The 17,738-nt window shown below is 65.1% G+C and carries 12 protein-coding genes; 5 read left to right on the top strand and 7 right to left on the bottom strand.

The window, feature by feature from the left end; all coding sequences use genetic code 11:
- Positions 1-149 precede the first annotated feature (149 nt).
- Positions 150-671, top strand: a complete 522-nt coding sequence (locus tag WJ542_RS17635) for a nucleoside 2-deoxyribosyltransferase (protein WP_411190697.1) — start codon at positions 150-152, stop codon at positions 669-671.
- Between the two features lie 49 nt (positions 672-720).
- Here WJ542_RS17635 and WJ542_RS17630 read toward each other — a convergent pair whose 3' ends face one another.
- The 4 genes from WJ542_RS17630 to WJ542_RS17615 form a co-directional block, all read right to left on the bottom strand.
- Entirely contained in the window at positions 721-2,370 is a 1,650-nt protein-coding gene (locus tag WJ542_RS17630) for a S10 family peptidase (RefSeq protein WP_411190696.1), read from the bottom strand.
- Between the two features lie 130 nt (positions 2,371-2,500).
- Positions 2,501-4,087 carry a S53 family peptidase gene (locus WJ542_RS17625; RefSeq protein ID WP_411190694.1) on the bottom strand — a complete coding sequence of 529 codons (1,587 nt, stop codon included), beginning with the start codon at positions 4,085-4,087 and terminating at the stop codon, positions 2,501-2,503.
- Between the two features lie 444 nt (positions 4,088-4,531).
- Positions 4,532-5,422 (bottom strand): UTP--glucose-1-phosphate uridylyltransferase GalU, encoded by an 891-nt coding sequence (gene galU, locus WJ542_RS17620; protein WP_411190693.1) that lies wholly within the window; start codon positions 5,420-5,422, stop codon positions 4,532-4,534.
- A gap of 277 nt (positions 5,423-5,699) precedes the next feature.
- Positions 5,700-5,843 (bottom strand): hypothetical protein, encoded by a 144-nt coding sequence (locus WJ542_RS17615; protein WP_169740115.1) that lies wholly within the window; start codon positions 5,841-5,843, stop codon positions 5,700-5,702.
- 225 nt (positions 5,844-6,068) lie between these two features.
- Between WJ542_RS17615 and WJ542_RS17610 the strand changes: the two genes are divergently transcribed.
- Positions 6,069-7,247: an acyltransferase family protein gene (locus WJ542_RS17610; protein WP_411190692.1), complete on the top strand. Its 1,179-nt coding sequence runs from the start codon at positions 6,069-6,071 to the stop codon at positions 7,245-7,247.
- A gap of 698 nt (positions 7,248-7,945) precedes the next feature.
- On the opposite strand, the gene WJ542_RS17605 is transcribed toward WJ542_RS17610, so the two are convergent.
- From WJ542_RS17605 to WJ542_RS17595, 3 genes are all read right to left on the bottom strand, one after another.
- Complete coding sequence (locus WJ542_RS17605) at positions 7,946-10,444, bottom strand: glycosyltransferase family 4 protein (RefSeq protein WP_411190691.1); 2,499 nt, start codon at positions 10,442-10,444, stop codon at positions 7,946-7,948.
- Complete coding sequence (locus tag WJ542_RS17600; protein WP_411190690.1) at positions 10,441-11,907, bottom strand: flippase; 1,467 nt, start codon at positions 11,905-11,907, stop codon at positions 10,441-10,443. The genes WJ542_RS17605 and WJ542_RS17600 overlap by 4 nt, the downstream gene beginning before the upstream one ends.
- Positions 11,908-11,981: 74 nt before the next feature.
- Positions 11,982-14,168 carry an NHL repeat-containing protein gene (locus WJ542_RS17595; protein ID WP_411190689.1) on the bottom strand — a complete coding sequence of 729 codons (2,187 nt, stop codon included), beginning with the start codon at positions 14,166-14,168 and terminating at the stop codon, positions 11,982-11,984.
- Positions 14,169-14,573: 405 nt separating this feature from the next.
- Between WJ542_RS17595 and WJ542_RS17590 the strand changes: the two genes are divergently transcribed.
- The 3 genes from WJ542_RS17590 to WJ542_RS17580 all read left to right on the top strand — a co-directional run bounded on the left by WJ542_RS17590 (position 14,574) and on the right by WJ542_RS17580 (position 17,710).
- Positions 14,574-15,665 carry an acyltransferase family protein gene (locus WJ542_RS17590; protein ID WP_411190688.1) on the top strand — a complete coding sequence of 364 codons (1,092 nt, stop codon included), beginning with the start codon at positions 14,574-14,576 and terminating at the stop codon, positions 15,663-15,665.
- Between the two features lie 82 nt (positions 15,666-15,747).
- Positions 15,748-16,791: a GDP-mannose 4,6-dehydratase gene (gene gmd / locus WJ542_RS17585; protein WP_411190687.1), complete on the top strand. Its 1,044-nt coding sequence runs from the start codon at positions 15,748-15,750 to the stop codon at positions 16,789-16,791.
- Complete coding sequence (locus WJ542_RS17580; protein WP_411190686.1) at positions 16,778-17,710, top strand: NAD-dependent epimerase/dehydratase family protein; 933 nt, start codon at positions 16,778-16,780, stop codon at positions 17,708-17,710. The genes gmd and WJ542_RS17580 overlap by 14 nt, the downstream gene beginning before the upstream one ends.
- Positions 17,711-17,738: the final 28 nt, after the last annotated feature.

Below are 17,738 nucleotides of genomic sequence, written 5' to 3'. Positions count from 1 at the left end.
CACTACCGCCCGCCGGCTATATCGGCACCCGGCGGCCCGAACTGAAGGGCCTTCAGGGACGGATCCGCCGTGCCTCCCGGCGCCGGGCTAGAATCCTCTGGTCGGTCCACCGGTTCATCGGGCCTTCACCGGAAAACCAGGATCCCGCCATGACGAACGCTCTGCTGCCCCGCCCCCGCGTCTACCTCGCCGGCTTCGACGTGTTCCGGCCCGACGCCCGCGCATTCGGCGAGCGCCTGCGCGAGGCCTGCGCCGAATACGGGTTCGAGGGCGTCTACCCGCTCGACGCCGCAGTCCCCGCCGACCTGGACGGCCCGCGCGCGGCCGCCTGGATCTATCGCTCGAACCTCGAGGCGATCCGCAGCGCCGACCTCGTGATGGCCAATGTCGACGACTTCCGCGGCCCCGGCGAGCCCGACTCGGGCACGGCGTTCGAAATCGGCTTTGCCGCGGCGCTGGGCAAGGAAATCTGGGCCTATACGACCGATGCGGGCACGCTGATCGAGCGCGTGCCGTCGCAGCCCGGCCCCGAGGGACGCCAATGCGAACGCGGCTTTCTCGTGGAAGACTTTGGATTGCAGAAGAATCTGATGATCGCCTGCGCAGCGCGCATCGTGAACGGCGACGCACGCACCTGCCTCGCGGCCATGGCGCAGGGCCACGAGGCGTGAAGCGCGTGACGTAAAAGCGGCATGAACGCGGCGTGAAGCCGCGCGCGCGTCAATGCTGCATCGTGCTCATTGCCCGCATGCGCTGCAGGGCGCGGATGCGCGCGACGGCCGGCCGGTCCGCCACCGCGCTCTGATAGAGCTTCGCCAGATCGCCCTTGAGCGCCGTGCGCGAGGCATTGTCGAGGTAGACCATGTGCCCCGACGGGTAGAAGCGCGCGCTGAGGTTGTTGCGCACCTTCTGGTCGGCGAGCGGCATCTTCTGCAGGTCGATCACGGTCTGGTAGAAGGGCGTGACGAAATCGTAGAAGCCGTTCGCCGAGAGCACGCGCAGGTCAGGATTGAGCGCCATCACGGCGGCCAGATCGCCGGCCGTGTAGAGGATCACGTTGCCTTGCGCGTCCACCCCCTTCTGCGCGCCGGTGGGATCGATGTGGCTGAAGTTCCAGTTCTGGAACGCCTGGTCGTTGAGGTCCGTGAACGACGAGTTCGAGCGGAACTTCAGTTGCTCGTTGAGGTAGCTGTTCCACATCGCCGTGTAGACGCCGCTCACGGCCGTCATGGTCGGATCGTTGCCGCCCGCGTTCGGATCGACATTGCCGGCGATACCCGTGTCGATGGCCGTCACGCGGCCGTCATAGGAGCCCAGCGCCACGCCCTTGTCCTTGAGCAGCGTGGTGAGGAAGAGCGAATTGCCGCGGCTGTCGTAAGCGGCGATGTCGAGGTTCCATGACGAGAGCGTCTGCGTATCGATGCCCGTGTATTGAGCCAGCGTCTTGAGCGCCGCGGCGATCGCCGCATTCTTCGGATCGGGAAACTTCGCGAGCGCCTCGCGGTAGTCCGTGCGCGAGAACTGCGCGACCTGAGCCGCGAATGCCTGGAGGTCCTCAGGTTTCGGACTCACGCCGAGGCGGTCGTGATACCACGCGTCGGCCGCCGCCGTGGGCAGCGCGCCGACCGGGTTGCCGCTCTGGGTGTAGTCGAGAATCGACGACTGCAGCGTGATGCCGTTGAGGTCCACGCCGTCCTCGTGCAGATGATAGGCAAGCACGCAACTGCGCGCCGTGCCGTACGACTCGCCGTAGAGAAATTTCGGCGAATTCCAGCGGTCGTTCGCCGTGAGATAGCGCTTGACGAACTGCTTGAGCGAGTCGGCGTCCTGGTCGACGCCCCAGAAGTCGCGGTTGTGATGCGGCGCGATGGCCGCCGAATAGCCGGTGCCCACCGGATTGACGAACACGAGGTCGCTGCGGTCGAGGAGACTGTCCGGATTGTCTTCGAGCGTATAGGGCGCAGGCGGCGTGAAGCCCGGCATCGAGGTCTTGATGCGTTTGGGCGCGAACGAGCCCAGCAGCACGAACACCGACGAAGAACCCGGGCCGCCGTTGTAGAAGAACGTGACGGGCCGCTCCTGCGCGCTTGCGCCGTCCTTCGTGAACGCCACGTAGAAAATCTTCGCATTGGGCTGCGAGCTGCTGGGGTCCACGGTCACCAGGTGCCCCGCCGTCGCCGTGTAGGCGATCGCCTGGCCGCCTAGTTCCATGGCGTGGTGCGTGATCGCGGCATTCTCGGTCATGTCGGTGACGAAGTCGTCCGGGCCCATGCCGTAGGCGGTGGGATCGAAGCACGGCACGTCCGCCGGACCGCGATGCTTGCCGTTGCCGCTCGGGTTTCCGTGCGTGGATGAAGCGTGATCGTTCATGTCTTCTCCTGGCTCCCGATACGCCGTGATACGCCGTGATACGCCGTGATACGCCGTGATACGCCGTGATGCAGCGTGAATGCGCCTTGAATCGCGCGGAGGGCAGCGCCTCCGCGCGCGCCGCTTCATCCTACGCCGATGCGAGCGCCCCAGCCACCTTGGTGCCCACCGGCGTGCCGAGCCCCGTGCACGCGTCCCATCCCGGGCCGGCCGAATAGTCGCCGTTGTTGCCGCTCGTGATGTCGTTGAACGCAGCCGGCTGCGCATAGAGCAGCGCGTTGGCGAAGCCGACCGGCTTGCCGCGCGCGGCGTTCACCCGCGCGATCAGGGCGGCCCACAACGGAGCCACCGCGCTCGTGCCGCCCACCACCGTGTCGGTGCCGGCCACGCGCACCACGTAGCCCGAGTCCGGGTCCGCGTCGGCCGCGACATCGGGCACGCCGCGCCGCACGAGCGCGCCCGCGCCGCCGTTCTGGCGCACGACCGAAAGGCCCTTTTGCCAGGCGGGCAGCGCGAAAGTCGCGCTCACGCCGCCCCCCGTCGCGCCGCCGCTGCCGTCGTTCCAGACGGTCTCGCGCACGATCTGCCGTCCGCTCGCCTTAATGTGCGTGCCGCCGCAGCCCAGCGCGTACGGGCTCGACGCCGGGAAGTCCACGTGGTCGGCGCCGTCGCCCACGCCATCCGACGACCCGCTGTCGCCCGCCGCCGCGCACACCGTCACGCCCAGCGCGACGGCGGTTTCGAGCGCGTCGTTCAGTGCGGCGAGGGTCTGCTGCGACCAGGCCGATTCCGGCGCGCCCCAACTGATCGAAATGACCGAAGGCTTGCGCGTGCTGTCGTGCAGCGCCGCGCTTACGCCGTCGACGAAGCCCGCTTCGCTGTTCGGCGAGAAGTACACGGCAATCAGCGCGGCGGGCGCTAGCGCGCCGGCAATTTCCACGTCGAGCGTAACTTCGCCGTCGGGGCCGTTCGGGTCGCCCGTGGGCGCGTTCTCCGCACCGTCCACCGGAACGGCTTCCACGGTCGGCATCGGCACGCCGAGCGTACTGAAGTAGTCCTGAAGATCGGCGTCGCTGTAGCCGCCGCCCATTTCGATGAGCGCGATGCACTCGCCCTTGCCGTCGCCGGGGGGAAAGTCGTAGAGCTGCGCGATCTGCAGCGGCGTGAACGATTCGCCCGCCGCCTGCGCTGCGCGGATTGGCGGACGGATCGGCGAAATCATGCGGAAGTGCGGCTGCGCTTTCTCGCGGTTGTCGAAACCGACCACGGCCGTGACGACCTCGCGAACGTCGTCGGGTATCCGCACGGGACTGCCCGGTTGGCGGAAATGCCGGGTGGACTTGCCGATCCGGTGCTCGAAGTGCTGCAGGTCGACGCCAAACGCCGCGTTGTACTGCTGCACCGTGCCGGAAAGCACGACACGGTGCGCCGCGCGGTCGGCCTTCACGACGGTGAGTCCGTGCGCCGCAGCAAAGCGCTCGACGCGCTCGATGTCCTTGCGCGCGGCGCCGAAGCGCTGTTCGTATTCTTCGCGCGAGATCGGCTGCGCGGACGGATCGCGGGCCGTCAAGCTGTCCACCAGTTGGTGAAAAGCCTCGGCCTGCTGGCGCCGCAGCACCACCACGACGTCGAAGCGATCAGCGGGATCGCAGGCGCCCACGCACGTCGCGCCGGCCGGCGCGGGCTGGTCGCTGCCTGTCGGGGAATGCCTTGTCATGGCCGGTTCTCCTTGTTTCTGGCACGCGCCCTCCAGCGGTCCGGCACGCGCGGGTTGAGTCAGGCTCCGCCGTTCCCGCGCGCGACTGGCGTGGGCAGGCCAGGGCGCCGCGGAACCGCCGGTATCGAGTCACTACGCATGACGTATGTTCGGTCCGGGCAATCGTTCCGTTTCGGGCAGTTCATCACATCGGCCCGCCGCGCGTAGCACGTGCCGTTCCCGGAACCGGGGCGGCACCAATTGCCCTCGCTCCTGCTTCCCAGTGTAGTGCGAAGTGGAGAAAGACCGTGGCTGACGACACAACGAATCGGTCGGCGTGAACGCGAACCGGCCGCCCGCCGGCAACGCGCCGCAGAGGCGGAAGAGGCGCGGCGGAAGCGGAGGACGGCGCAGTGCAAAAATGCGAGCCGCACCTGCGGGCGCAAGCGCGGCTGCGCGACTGTGTCAGGCCGCTGCGGCCAGTGCCGCCGGAAGATGCTGCTGCAGATACGCTTCGAACTCGTCCTTCACTTCCGGGTGCCGCAACGCGAATTCGACGGTCGCTTTCAGGTAGCCGAGCTTGCTGCCGCAATCGAAACGCGTGCCCTTGTAACGGTACGCGAGCACCTGCTCTTCCGTGAGAAGCGACTGCATCGCGTCGGTGAGCTGCAGCTCGCCGCCGGCGCCGGGCTTGAGCGCGCGCAGATGATCGAAAATCGTGGGCATCAGCACATAGCGCCCCACCACCCCCAGATTCGACGGCGCCACCTCGGGCGCGGGTTTTTCGACGATGCCCGCGAGCTTGAACACGTCCTCTTCCCACTCGCGGCCATCCACGACGCCATACGACGCGCTGTTCTCGCGCGCGATCGTTTCCACGCCCACGACCGAGCTGTGATAGTGATTGAACACGTCCACGAGCTGCTTCATGACGGGCGTGGGGCTGTAGAGCAGGTCGTCGGCGAGAATCACGGCAAACGGCCCGCCGCCCACGAGCTTCTCGGCGCACAGCACGGCGTGGCCCAGACCCAGCGCTTCGGCCTGGCGTACATAGAAGCAGTCCACATGGCTCGGCTTGATGCTGCGCACGAGTTCGAGCAGCTTGTCCTTGCGGCGTGCTTCGAGTTCGGCCTCGATCTCGTAGGACTTGTCGAAGTGATCTTCGATCGCCCGCTTGCTGCGGCCCGTCACGAAAATCATCTCCGTGATGCCCGCGGCGATGGCTTCTTCCACCGCGTACTGGATCAGCGGCTTGTCCACGATCGGCAGCATTTCCTTCGGGCTGGCCTTGGTCGCCGGCAAAAAGCGCGTACCGAGGCCCGCAACAGGAAATACCGCTTTGGTGACTTTCAACATGATGTTCTATCCCAGATCGATCGTTTGAATGACGGACTCGCGACATGGCGAGTCCGGCGGCCCCGGGGGTTCTGATAGTGAATTTTTTATAGGGAACTCGTCCGGCTTCCGGCCTCTACCGGCAATTATGAAAGGCCAAGGAAATCCGGATAAAGAATTTGAAAAGGATCGGCGGCAATTATTGCCATTTACTGCGGATAATCGGCAGAAATTGCCTGATCCAGATGGCGAGCAACGAATGGACGCGCGTATGAAATCCGATATCGACGAGCGCAGTCTACTCGACATCGTCGGCGGTGGGCAACTTGCCCGAACGCGCACGCACGCGCCGGATCGGCTCATTGCGCAAGGCTTCGCGGTAGGCCGACACCGCGACGAGGATCAACAGCACGGCTACGCCGGCTAGCAAATGCAGGTTCATCGAATTCTCCAGCGACTCCAGCAACCATAAGCAGGCGCTCCCAAACTAGCATCACAAATTCCACAAATAAACTGACTTTTTCGCATCGCTATTTTTTTATGCCATTCGATATTTTTCAAATCGCCAACCGAAAGGCAAGCAGGAATACATTTTGAAAATCTTTTGCATAATTTCGCCGCGCTTCCCGCCTAAGATCGCGAGGACACCCGAACATCCCGCATACTGATGAGCGATCCCGCACTCGAAACCACCCTGCCGCCCGCGTCCATCCTGCCGGCTCAACCGGCCCGCTCCTTGCAGCCCGCCGCGGGCGCGCTTGCCGGGGAGCACCTGATCGAGGCGCTGCGAGGCTTTGCAGCACTGCTCGTAGCCTATTTCCACTGCCGCCAGATCACGTGGGTCGGCATGGAGGCCTTTCACGCCTCGCATGCAAGCCTCGCGAATCCCGGCACGATTGCCGCGTGGCTCACGCTACCGGTGGCCTGGGGATCGGCCGGCGTGCCAATTTTTTTCGTCATCAGCGGTTATTGCATTCATCGCAGCGGCGCGGCGCGACTGCTCGCCAACCCCGGCTTTCGGCTCGATACGCGCCAGTTCTGGCTGCGCCGCTTCGTGCGTATCTATCCCGTGCTGCTGGCCGCCCTGCTGCTCACGTTCGCGGCCGACTCCATCAGCCTCACGTTGCAGCCGGTCAGCCACAAGATTCTCGATATCGGCCCGCTCTCCTTCCTCGTCAACCTGTTTTCGCTGCAGGGCGTGGCCGGCAAGACCTATGGCTCGAACGGCGCGCTCTGGACGCTTTCGCTCGAAGTGCAGTTCTACCTGCTCTATCCACTCGTCTTCGCGCTGCGCCGCCGCTTCGGCCTGCCTGCCGTGATTGCCGGCATTGCGGCCATCAACGTCGTTTCGGCACTGACGCTGCAGCGCCACGACATCATCGTCTTCACCTCGTACTGGTTCTCGTGGATCCTCGGCGCCTGGATCGCCGAAGCGCGGTTGCGGGGCTCGCGCGGCTTTCCGTTCGCCTGGTCCGCCGCGGCGCTGCTCGCCGTGGCCGGCTGCGCCGCGTTTCATTTCGGCCAGTACGGTGCGTTTCAGCTCTGGGCGTGCGCGTTCGCCTGCTATCTCGTCAAGGCGCTTGCGCGTCCTGCCGACGGCAACGGCGGCGGGGTCGTCGTTCCCCTGTTCTCGAAGATCGGCGACTTCAGCTATTCGCTGTATCTGATCCACTTGCCGCTATTTGTGCTGCTGGGCTCGTTGTTGTACCGCTCGGCGCTGCAGACCTCTATCTGGCCTTCGTTCGGCTTCACGTTAGCCGTGTTGCCTGTGGCCTGGATTTTTTACTGCCTCGTCGAGCGCCCAGCGCTTCGGGCTGCCGCGAGGCTGCGGCGTCGGGGGGCATGAGCGATGGAGCGCTTTTTTTAGCGCTTCTGTTTTGGTAGTGGTTCTGCGAGTGTTTGGAAATAGTCACTCCTGGGGTTTGTTGCGGTTCTTGCTGTTTTGGCGTTTCCTTGTGTTCGTGGTGGTCTGCCAGGGTTGCCCCTGTGCGGGGCGGCACCTACTTTCTTTGCCGCGGCAAAGAAAGTAGGCAAAGAAAGCCGCTCACCCCGCCAGTGTGACGCCGTCCACCACTCGCCATCGTGGGTAGTGGTTCCGGAGCGTCTGTCACCTCGCACCCTCCACGTTAGTGACAAAGGGCTCATACCTCCTGCTGCGCGCTACGCGCGCCGCAGACAGGTCTGCAAGGGAAACCGGCCTTGCTTTCAGGCATTTCGGTGTACGTACCGCTGGTTTAAGTTATGCCCTTCGGCGCGCGCAGCGTCGCCGGAAGAATGAGCCCCTTGTCACTCCGGCTAACGGTCAGTGATGGCAGACGCCCCGGAACCACTACCAGGGTAGGCGAGTGGCGGACGGCGTCACACTGGCGGGGTGAGCGGCTTTCTTTGCCTACTTTCTTTGCCGCGGCAAAGAAAGTAGGTGCCGCCCCGCACAGGGGCAACCCTGGCATACCGACACGAACACAAGGAAACGCCAAAGTAGTAAGAACCACGAATCAATCACTCAGCAGCACCCACAACATCACTCCGAGCAAATAAAAACTCTTAGCGCGCCCGCATCACAACTTCATCCAGCACACGCTCCACCGCCTCCACATAGCGCGTCTTACCAAAACGTTCACGCGCCACGGCAAGACCGTTTCCCGTCAACAGCTCGCGCAGCGCCCTATCATCGTGCAGCGAAACCAGCGTCGCAGCCAGTTCCGCCGCATCGCCCGGCGTACAGAGCAAACCGCTGACCCCATGTTCCAGAATCTCGGTCACGCCACCATCGCGCGAAGCCACAACGGGACGCTCGGCCAGCATGCCCTCCACCACCACGCGGCCGAACGGCTCAGGCGTAATCGAGGTATGAACGATCACGTCCATCGCCCGCATGCAGGCGGCAATGTCGTGACGAAAGCCCAGAAAGTGGACGCGCCCGGCAAGCCCATGCGCGTCGACAAACGCACGCAGCTCCGCGGCATAGGCGTCTTCGCCGAAGAGCGGGGCACCCACCAGCACCGCGTGCAAGCGCGTATCGCGCAACAGCGCTTCAAGCAGCACATGCTGCCCCTTCCAGCGCGCAAGGCGGCTAAAGGCACCCACGAGGAACGCGTCGGCCGGCAAGCCAATCTGCGCGCGCAACTGTTGCTGCGACACGCCTTTCAGCGCCCGGAACGGTGCTTCGTCCACGCCGTTGTGCACGATATCGATACGGCCCGAGTCGAAATGCGTAAGCCGCTCGAATTCGCGCGCCGACGCATGCGAATTCGCAATCACGTGCGCGAGGCCCAGCTTCGCACAGCCCTTGATGACGAGACGCTGCACGCGGCCGAAGTGTTCGTCGCTGACGATGTCGCGCAAATGCCAGACCACGGGCTTGCGCGCCAGCCGGCCCGCCAGTACGCCGATCACCATGGCGCGCTGCGTGTTGGCATAGAGCACGTCGACATCGCGCGCGCGGCGGCGCGTCGCGCCCACCAGCCCGGCGATGCCCGCGAGCACGCCCAGGCGCGGCGCCGTGCCGCCATCGCGGCGCACGTGGCGCAGCGCGCCCGAATCGAGCACGTCCACGCGCGCGCCCGCAGCGGCCAGCGCCTCGCGAAACGGCCCGTCGTTGAAGAGCAGCACCTCGATGCGCGAGCGCAGACCCTTCACGACTTCGAGCAGCGAAAGTTCCGCGCCGCCCAGCACGCCGCTCTGGTCGAGGGCGAGCACACGGGGCGCTCCAGGCACGTCGCCCTGCCCTTCCCCATCGCCGGCACGCTGCGCGGGCGCCGCAGCCGATGCGGCCGGGGCACGCGCGACGCCGCGGCGCGCGATCCCGGGCACGCTCTGCGCCACGCGCGCGAACAGTTCCTCGCGAAACCGCGCCGCCGAAAAGCGCTCGGCGTTCGCACGGCAATCCTCGGGGCGTATGCGGCCCGGCTCGCGCTCGAAGGCATCCACCGCGGCGACGATCGCCTCCGCGCTTTGCTCGCCGAAGAACAGGCCCGTAGGCCGCACGCCGTCGCGCACGGTCTCGAGCGCTCCGCCCTTGCCATAAGCGATCACGGGCGTGCCGCACGCCTGCGCCTCGACCACGGATATGCCGAAGTCCTCTTCCGCGGCGAATACGAAGGCCTTCGCACGCCGCATGCGATCGTGCAGCACGGCGAACGGCTGATAGCCCATGACCTCGACGTTCGGCGTGGCCTTGGCGCGCACCTTGTGCATGTCGGGACCGTCGCCGATCACGACAAGCTTGCGCTCCGGCGTACGTGCGAATGCCTCGACGATCAGGTCGATCTTCTTGTACGGCACGAGTCGCGACGCGGTCAGATAGAAGTCGTCCTTCCCGGTCTGCAGTGCGAAACCTTCGATATCGACAGGCGGATACACCACGGCCGCTTCGCGCTGATACACCTTGCGGATGCGCCGCGCGATGAACTGCGAGTTCGCGACGAACTGGTCCACCGAGTTTGCCGTGCGCACGTCCCAGTTGCGGATGTAGTGCAGGATGAGACGCGCGAGTATCGACTTCGGACCGCGCGTGAGATGCGATTCCTGCAGATACTGGTGCTGCAGATCCCACGCATAGCGGATCGGCGAATGCACGTAGCTCAGGTGGAACTGGTCCGGCCCGGTCAGCACGCCCTTGGCCACCGCATGGCTGCTCGAAATCACCACGTCGTAGGCCGAAACGTCGAGCTGCTCGATGGCGAGCGGCATGAGCGGCAACCACGCGCGGTACTTCTTGCGTGCGAGGGGCAGCCGCTGGATGAACGAGGTCGTCACCGGCTTGCCGTGCAGGAACGCACGCTCTTTCTCGTCGACGAAATCGACGACGGCGAACAGATCCGCTTCGGGAAAGCAGGCAATGATCTGTTCGAGCACGCGTTCGGCGCCCGCGTAGGTGACGAGCCAGTCATGCACGATCGCCACGCGCGGCGCGCGCGCGGCGGGAGCCATGGCAGACGCGGCGCGCTTCGCGGCGCCAGGCGCCACCACGCGTTCGCGCCGCAGGGCGGGCACGGCGGCGCTTTCGGACGGCACCGCTTCGTCGATCAATTCGTGACTCATGCGCTTTTCCGTGAATTCAGGCGAAAGAAAAGGGAACGGGCATAGCTGCGCAACATCGGCGTGGTCGCCACCGACCAGACGACGTTCGCCACTGCCAGCACGACACCCGCCCCCACCGCGAACGCCGCGCCCGGCAGCCACCATGCGCACGCCAGCGCGGCGGCAAGGAAGCTCAGGTGTGCGAACATGTCGACGAGAATCAGGCGGGCGTGGATGCGCGAGAGATACAGCAAAACCAGGTAGTCGAACAGCGCGCGTGCGAGCACGGCGGCGGCCGCGCCAGGCAGCCCGAAGTGCGCGATGGCGTACCACAGCAACCCGGCGAAGAGCGGCAGTTCAATGAGGCCCACGCGAGCGGTTGCGGCCGGATTGTTCTGCGCCTGGATCAGCACGCGCGTAACGCTCGCCTGGCCGACCAACCACACGGCGACAATCAGGACGCGGCCCACAGGTGCGCCGTGAGCGGCCAGATCGGGGCCTACCCAGGCGCCCATGAACGGCGCGAGCACAACGATGGCGCCAATGGCTACAGGCGTGAACACGGCATTGAGAAACTGCAGCGACTGCGAGGCGATCTCGTCGGCATGCTCGCGATGCAGCGCCGAAAGGCGCGGAAAAAGCGTACGTACGAGCGCGTTGGGTACGAGGTTCAAGCGCGTGACGAGGTTTTGGGGCACCGTGTAGTAGGTCACGAAGCGAGCGCCGAGACCCGCGCCCAGCGTCATGCGGTCGAGCGAATCGGCCACCATCGTCGTGATGCTCGCAATCAGCATCCAGCCGCCGAAATTGAAGAGCGCCTTCGAGGTGTCGAGACGCGGGCCGCGCAGCGTGCGGATGGACAACACGCGCAGCGCCGAATGTCCGAGCAGCACCGCGGCGATCAGGCGCGCGAGCACGGCCGCGGCCAGCACGGTCTGCAGGTTCGGCGCGATGGCCCAGGCCGCGCCGAGCGGCAGCAGTTGGAACAGAAATGTGCCGATGGTCTGGTTCGTGTTGTAGATGCCGAAACGTTCGGCGCCGTTGATCGCGCCCGCGAACACCCACGAGACGTTGGCAAGCGGGATCGCTACGGCGAGCCACGGCAGCGCGAGATAGACCTCGTGGCGCAGAGCCGGTGTGACGTGCGTGAAGTACGCCGTATAGAGCGCGCCGCCCGAATAGATCAGCAGGCCGCCGATCACGCCCGTCGTGAAGTTGAGCCAGAAGGCGCTCCAGAAGACACGCTCGCAGGCGTCGGCATCGCCGGAGGCGTGCGCCTTCGAAATATGGTTCTGTGCGGCCATGCTCATGCCGAGGTCGAGCACGCTGAAATAGCCGATCAGCGTCCAGACGAGTGCGATCACGCCATAGCGCTCGACGCCGAGCAGGCGGATGTACGAGGGCACCGTGACGAGCGACACGAAGGTGGGCAGCACGAGGCCGAACAGATTGATGGCGATGTTGCGCAGGATTCGTTTGTCCATAACGTTCCAGTAGCGGGGTTGCAACCGGCCGGGGGCGGCCTTCAGGCGGGCTTCATGCAGCCCTCATGCAGCCTTTAAACAGGCTTCCAGCGGTACATGAGCACCTTGCCGCGCGCGTCCTCCTCCACGAAGATCAGGTACTCGCCGTCGGACTGCCGATGCGCGCTGATGCCGAACGGCACATCCACCCAGCCCGAAGCGTTGCCCACCTCGGGTCCCGGGCCGAAGGTGCCGACCTCCTTCGCGCTGTCCTTGTCGTACACGTGCACGTTGCCAGCGGGCTCCACTACGAAGACGTAGCGCCCTTCGACCGTGAGGCCCGCGGGCGTGACGGGCGGCTTCGCCTTCGGATCCCACGGCAGGCGCAGCAGATAGCGTTGATCGGGATGCCCGCCCGACCAATGGTCGTAGCGCACGAGCACCCGGCCCGCTTCTTTCCAGAAGCCCGGATCGTGCGGCGAATCGGCCGTATAGCCGGTCACATAGAGCGAATCCGTTTCCGGTTCGTAGATCGCGCGGTGCACTTCCGTGAACGGCGCGGGTATGTCGTACTTGTCGAGCTTGTCGTAGCTGTAGATCGGGTTGCCCTTCGCGTCCAGACCGCCGAAGCGGAAGCGCCAGATGCCCTTGTCGTCGCGCGCGCGCCAGATGTCGCCGCGCGTATCGATCCACCAGCCCCAGCCGCCGCCCAGTTTCTCGCGGCCCGTGTTGAGCGTGAACTCGTCCTGATCGAACGCACCGTTGCCGTTGGCGTCGCGCCAGATCCAGTCGCCGCCGGGCGGCGCGTTGGGCACGTGCAGGACCGGGCGCTCGCGGCCCGCGATAAAGTCCGAGGGAATCGCGATTTCGCCTTCATGTTGCGGATCGAAGCGATAGATCTTCAGATGGTCCGCATACATGTCCGTGAGATAGAGGAACGTGTGACCATCCAGCTCGCGTGCGGTGGGCAGACCCGGCCACTGGTCCGTGTGAAAGACCGGGTCGTCCGGATAGCGGAAGCGATTGTTCAGGAATCCAATATACTTCCAGTCCTGTCCCGGCGGCTTCGAGAGATCCAGTTCGAAGCGCTTGTTGCCCGTATAGACGCTATTGGGACGCGACGGGTCCATCCACGCGCCGTCCACGAACAACAGGCCCTCGATATTCCAGTTGCGTTTGCCTTCCGGGGTATAGCTCTCGAGCGTCGCGCCGAGGCCCGCGCCGATGCTGTCGTGGCGCGGCCCGATGCCGTTCGTCGAAACGTAGATGTTGCCGTGCGCATCCGCCGCCACGCCGGTCAAGCCGTTGAAGCGGCCAGGACCGGGCCACCCCGGCACGCCCGAGAAGATGCCGCCGCGCTCGCCAAGCGCGCCTCCCGGCGCGTAGGTGTCGCCGTTGCGTGTGTAGATCAGGATCTGCTGGCGCGGGCCGTTATCGGCAATCAGGATGCGCTGCGCGGGATCGACCGCGATATCGACGGCAACCGAGTCGGCGGGAAGCGCGAGCGCTGCATCGGAAATCAGCTTGCCCTGCGCCGAGTAGTGCGCGACGCGCGGCGTGCGGTCGCTCAGCGTGCCGGTGAGCACCCAGAGCGAGCCGTCGCCCGCGATCGCGATGCGACCCGGTTCGTGCACGCTCCATTGCGACTGACGCTGCATCGTATTGGCGTCGTACACCTCGATGCGGTCCATCGCCGTGTTGCTCACATAGAGCGTCGAGTCGGTGGCAGCAAGACCGCCGATGTCGGCACGCGTGCCGCTCGCGACGTCATTGATGCGCAGGAATGCGCCGGCAAGCTGCGCGTGAGGATTGAGCGGATCCGGCGAGGCCTGGAACGCGGCAGCGCGCTTAGGCTCGCCGAGCGGCCGCCGCGTAATGCCGATCCACTGATGCCCCTTCGGCGGCCAGATGCCGTTGCCGACCAGGTGCCCCTTCTCGTTGCCGACGCCCACGGCGGCATACAGATAGCGAGGGTTGACGGCCACGGCGTTACCGCCACTGCCGCCCCAGCCGTGCGTGCCGCCCGCGAAGCCGAGCGCCTTGCCGTCCTGATACTCGCTGATTTCGGCGCCGCTCTCGTCCCACGGCGCGTTCGTATAGACCTTGCCGTCGGGCGTGACCGCAATTGCCGTGATATTGATTTGCACCCACGTGCCCTGACCATCGCCATACGTATTGCCGATCCACGACGTAGTCACATTCAGTTGCGGCGCAGCCACCGTCTGAACCGACGACGTACAGACGAACGCGCACAGGGCGGCTAGCGCCAGCGGCCTGCGCATGCGGCGACCGGAACTCGTTGAGGGCAAGGGCAATCCTCCGTTGGGGTTTACGGCAATCTGTCCGGATCATGCCGTACATCCCATGAGAAAAATCACCCTGCAAAAAGCGAAAATAATTCAAAAAAATTCAATGCTTTTTGAACGCCGCGTCAATATTTCCGCATCGTTCCTGATAGATCCATTCCGGTCAGAAATGCTCGTCTCGCTGCGGTTCACGTCGTTTTTTCCGTTTTCTTCCGGTGCAATTCCACCCATACCGCATTTCCAATTCGATATCGCGACGCATATTCCCGTATCGATCATTTTCATATTCCATTCACGCGTCCATATATTTCGCCGTTTTTACGCATTTAATTCTTTCTAGAATGACCCGGACATTCTGCGCCTCAATTGACCGGATACCCGATGACCGTAACGAACCCGGCAAGTCCCGCTACCTCATCCCATCGCATCGCCCAACTGGACGGACTGCGCGCGATCGCCGTGATGGCCGTGTTCGCGCAGCACGCGCTGCACGCGCCGCTGTGGATGGGGGTCGACCTGTTCTTCGTGCTGAGCGGCTTCCTCATTACCGGCATCCTGCTCGAACGCAAGGCGCGTGGGCAGTCGTACTTCAGTTATTTCTACGCACGCCGCGCACGGCGCATCCTGCCGCCGTACATCCTGCTGCTGGTCGTGTCCTCGCTGCTGTTCGGCTTCGGCTGGGCGCACTACTGGCCGTGGTACGCCTTCTTCGCCACCAATATCGGCGACGCACTGGGCCAGAGCGGGCACGACAGCCTCAACATCCTCTGGTCGCTCGCCGTCGAGGAACAGTTCTATATCTTCTGGCCCTTCGTCGTGCTGCTGTTGCCCGAGCGCATGCTGGCCTTCGTGGCTGCCGCGCTGATCGTGCTCGTGCCGGTGCTGCGCGCCGTCGCCACACCGTGGTTCGCCACCTACTGGCCGATCTATTACCTCACGCCGTTCCGCATGGACCTGCTCGCCGCAGGCGCGCTCCTCGCCGTGCTCGTGCGGCGCGACCGCAACGCACTCGAACCGTTCAAGGTGCCCGCGGTGGTGTTCTTCTGCGCGGCGCTCGCCACGCTGGCGTGGCTGCATCTGCACTACCCGCGCTTTCGCGCCACCAACACGCCGCTTTCGAATGCGCTGCTCTACAGCATTTCGCTCGTGCTCTGCACCTCGCTCGTCATCGTCGCCCTGCAGGCGAAAGGCCTCGTGCGGCGCCTGCTGAGCCATCCCGTACTCGTGTATATCGGCACCATCAGCTACACGATCTACCTCATCCACCTCACGTTCCTCTACGCAGTGTGGCCGCTCGGCCATGGGCGCTATGCGAGCGCCGCGCTGGCGCTCGCCTTGACGCTCGCCTACGCGAGCGCAAGCTGGTTCCTCTTCGAACGGCGCCTCACGCGCGGCCCGCGTGCGCGGCACGGCACGGCGCCGAACGCCGTGTCCACGGCGCGCACGGCTTCCGCTCCCCGCACGCAGGTATGAATGCGGCCCTGAACACAGCCCTGAGCGCAGCCCCGAATCCGAACCCTTTCGACTTCTCGTCATTGACTACAAGGCAGATTCCATGAACGAACAACGCAAAGCCATCATCACCGGCGTCTCCGGCCAGGACGGGGCCTATCTCACCCGGCTCCTGCTCGACAAGGGCTATCACGTCACCGGCACTTACCGGCGCACGAGCTCCGTGAACTTCTGGCGCATGAACGAGCTTGGCGTTCTCGACCACCCGGCGCTCGAACTCGTCGAACACGATCTGACCGATGCGGGCTCCACCCTGCGCCTCGTCGAGCGCGCCCATGCCCTGGAGGTCTATAACCTCGCGGCGCAGAGCTTCGTTGGTGTCTCGTTCGACCAACCCGTCACGACGGCCGAAGTCACCGGCATCGGCGCGCTGAATCTGCTCGAAGCGATTCGCGTCGTAAATCCACGCATCCGCTACTATCAAGCTTCGACCTCCGAAATGTTCGGCAAGGTCCGCGCCGTGCCCCAGTGCGAGGATACGCCGTTCTATCCGCGCAGCCCCTACGGTATCGCGAAGCTGTTCGCGCACTGGTCCACCATCAACTACCGCGAGTCGTACGACATCTTCGCCACGAGCGGCATTCTCTTCAATCACGAGTCGCCGCTGCGCGGCCGCGAGTTCGTGACGCGCAAGATCACCGACTCCGTCGCGAAGATCAAGCTCGACAAGCAACCCGTGCTCGAACTCGGCAATCTCGACGCGAAGCGCGACTGGGGTTATGCCTCCGAATACGTGGAAGGCATGTGGCGCATGCTGCAGGCCGACCGTCCCGACACCTACGTGCTCGCCACGGGCCGCACCGAAACCGTGCGCGACTTCGTCACGATGGCCTTCGCCGCGGCGGGCATCCAGCTCGAATGGTCGGGCCGCGACGAACGCGAAACCGGCGTCGACATCTCGAACGGGCGGACGCTCGTGCGCGTGAACCCGCGCTTCTACCGCCCCGCCGAAGTGGACCTGCTGATCGGCGACGCGAGCAAGGCGCGCAACGAACTGGGCTGGCAAGCCCAGACCACCCTGGAACAGCTCTGCCAGATGATGGTGGCCGCCGACCTTGCGCGCAACGAGCACCATGACACCTTCTGATACGCAGCGCGCTCCACGCGCGCTGATCACCGGCATGGGTGGTTTCACCGGCCGCTACATGGCCGCGCGGCTCGTTGCCGGCGGCTATCGCGTATGGGGCACGGTGCGCAGCCAGGAGCGCGTGCCGCGCGAAACCACCCCCATAGCCGCAGACCTGCTCGACGAGCAAGCGCTTGCCGACGCCGTGGAAACCGTGCAGCCCGATGTCGTGCTGCACCTCGCCGCCGTGGCCCACGTGGCCAATGGAGATATCGCCCGCACCTATGCCGTGAACGTGGTAGGCACGCGCAATCTGCTCGATGTGCTGACACGACAGTCCCACGTGCCACGCGCCGTCCTCATCGCCAGCAGTGCGAACGTTTATGGCAACACGACGCAAGGCGTCATCGACGAAGGCGTAACCCCGCAACCTGCCAACGACTACGCCGTGAGCAAGCTCGCGATGGAGTATGTAGCGAAGCGCTGGAACGCACAGTTACCGCTCGTGATCGCACGCCCCTTCAACTACACGGGCGTGGGCCAGAGCCCCGACTTCCTGCTGCCGAAGATCGTCTCGCACTATGCGCGCGGCGAACGCGCGATCTCGCTCGGCAACCTCGACGTGAGCCGCGACTTTTCCGACGTGCGCGACGTGGTCGACGCCTACGCGCAGCTCATCGAAGCCGTCCCCCGCGGCGAAACCTTCAACGTCTGTTCGGGCGCGGGCTGGACGCTGCAAGCCGTGCTCGACGCGCTCGCCAGGATCGCCGGCTATGCAATCGAGGTTACGGTCGATCCGCGCTTCGTTCGCGCCAACGAAGTGCGCCAGCTCGTCGGCTCGCACGCGAAGCTCGACGCGGCGATCGGCCCGATGACGCGCGTGAAGCTGGAAGACACACTGCGCTGGATGTACGAGGACGCCCGCCGCCGCGTCGCCTGACGCCGGCGCGGCGGACGGTCTGGCTTCT

Source organism: Paraburkholderia yinzeri, from assembly GCF_046581065.1.
In the GTDB taxonomy this organism is placed as follows: domain Bacteria; phylum Pseudomonadota; class Gammaproteobacteria; order Burkholderiales; family Burkholderiaceae; genus Paraburkholderia.
Note: the sequence above shows the minus strand (reverse complement) of the source record. Positions and strands in the feature narration are given on the sequence as shown.

What these genes read in the sequence shown, in the direction of transcription:
- WJ542_RS17595 (WP_411190689.1), bottom strand. Translation starts at nt 14,168, where the DNA reads ATGCGCAGGCCGCTGGCGCTAGCCGCCCTGTGCGCGTTCGTCTGTACG.
- WJ542_RS17605 (WP_411190691.1), bottom strand. Translation starts at nt 10,444, where the DNA reads ATGAGTCACGAATTGATCGACGAAGCGGTGCCGTCCGAAAGCGCCGCC.
- WJ542_RS17600 (WP_411190690.1), bottom strand. Translation starts at nt 11,907, where the DNA reads ATGGACAAACGAATCCTGCGCAACATCGCCATCAATCTGTTCGGCCTC.
- galU (WP_411190693.1), bottom strand. Translation starts at nt 5,422, where the DNA reads ATGTTGAAAGTCACCAAAGCGGTATTTCCTGTTGCGGGCCTCGGTACG.
- WJ542_RS17630 (WP_411190696.1), bottom strand. Translation starts at nt 2,370, where the DNA reads ATGAACGATCACGCTTCATCCACGCACGGAAACCCGAGCGGCAACGGC.
- WJ542_RS17590 (WP_411190688.1), top strand. Translation starts at nt 14,574, where the DNA reads ATGACCGTAACGAACCCGGCAAGTCCCGCTACCTCATCCCATCGCATC.
- gmd (WP_411190687.1), top strand. Translation starts at nt 15,748, where the DNA reads ATGAACGAACAACGCAAAGCCATCATCACCGGCGTCTCCGGCCAGGAC.
- WJ542_RS17635 (WP_411190697.1), top strand. Translation starts at nt 150, where the DNA reads ATGACGAACGCTCTGCTGCCCCGCCCCCGCGTCTACCTCGCCGGCTTC.
- WJ542_RS17615 (WP_169740115.1), bottom strand. Translation starts at nt 5,843, where the DNA reads ATGAACCTGCATTTGCTAGCCGGCGTAGCCGTGCTGTTGATCCTCGTC.
- WJ542_RS17625 (WP_411190694.1), bottom strand. Translation starts at nt 4,087, where the DNA reads ATGACAAGGCATTCCCCGACAGGCAGCGACCAGCCCGCGCCGGCCGGC.
- WJ542_RS17610 (WP_411190692.1), top strand. Translation starts at nt 6,069, where the DNA reads ATGAGCGATCCCGCACTCGAAACCACCCTGCCGCCCGCGTCCATCCTG.
- WJ542_RS17580 (WP_411190686.1), top strand. Translation starts at nt 16,778, where the DNA reads ATGACACCTTCTGATACGCAGCGCGCTCCACGCGCGCTGATCACCGGC.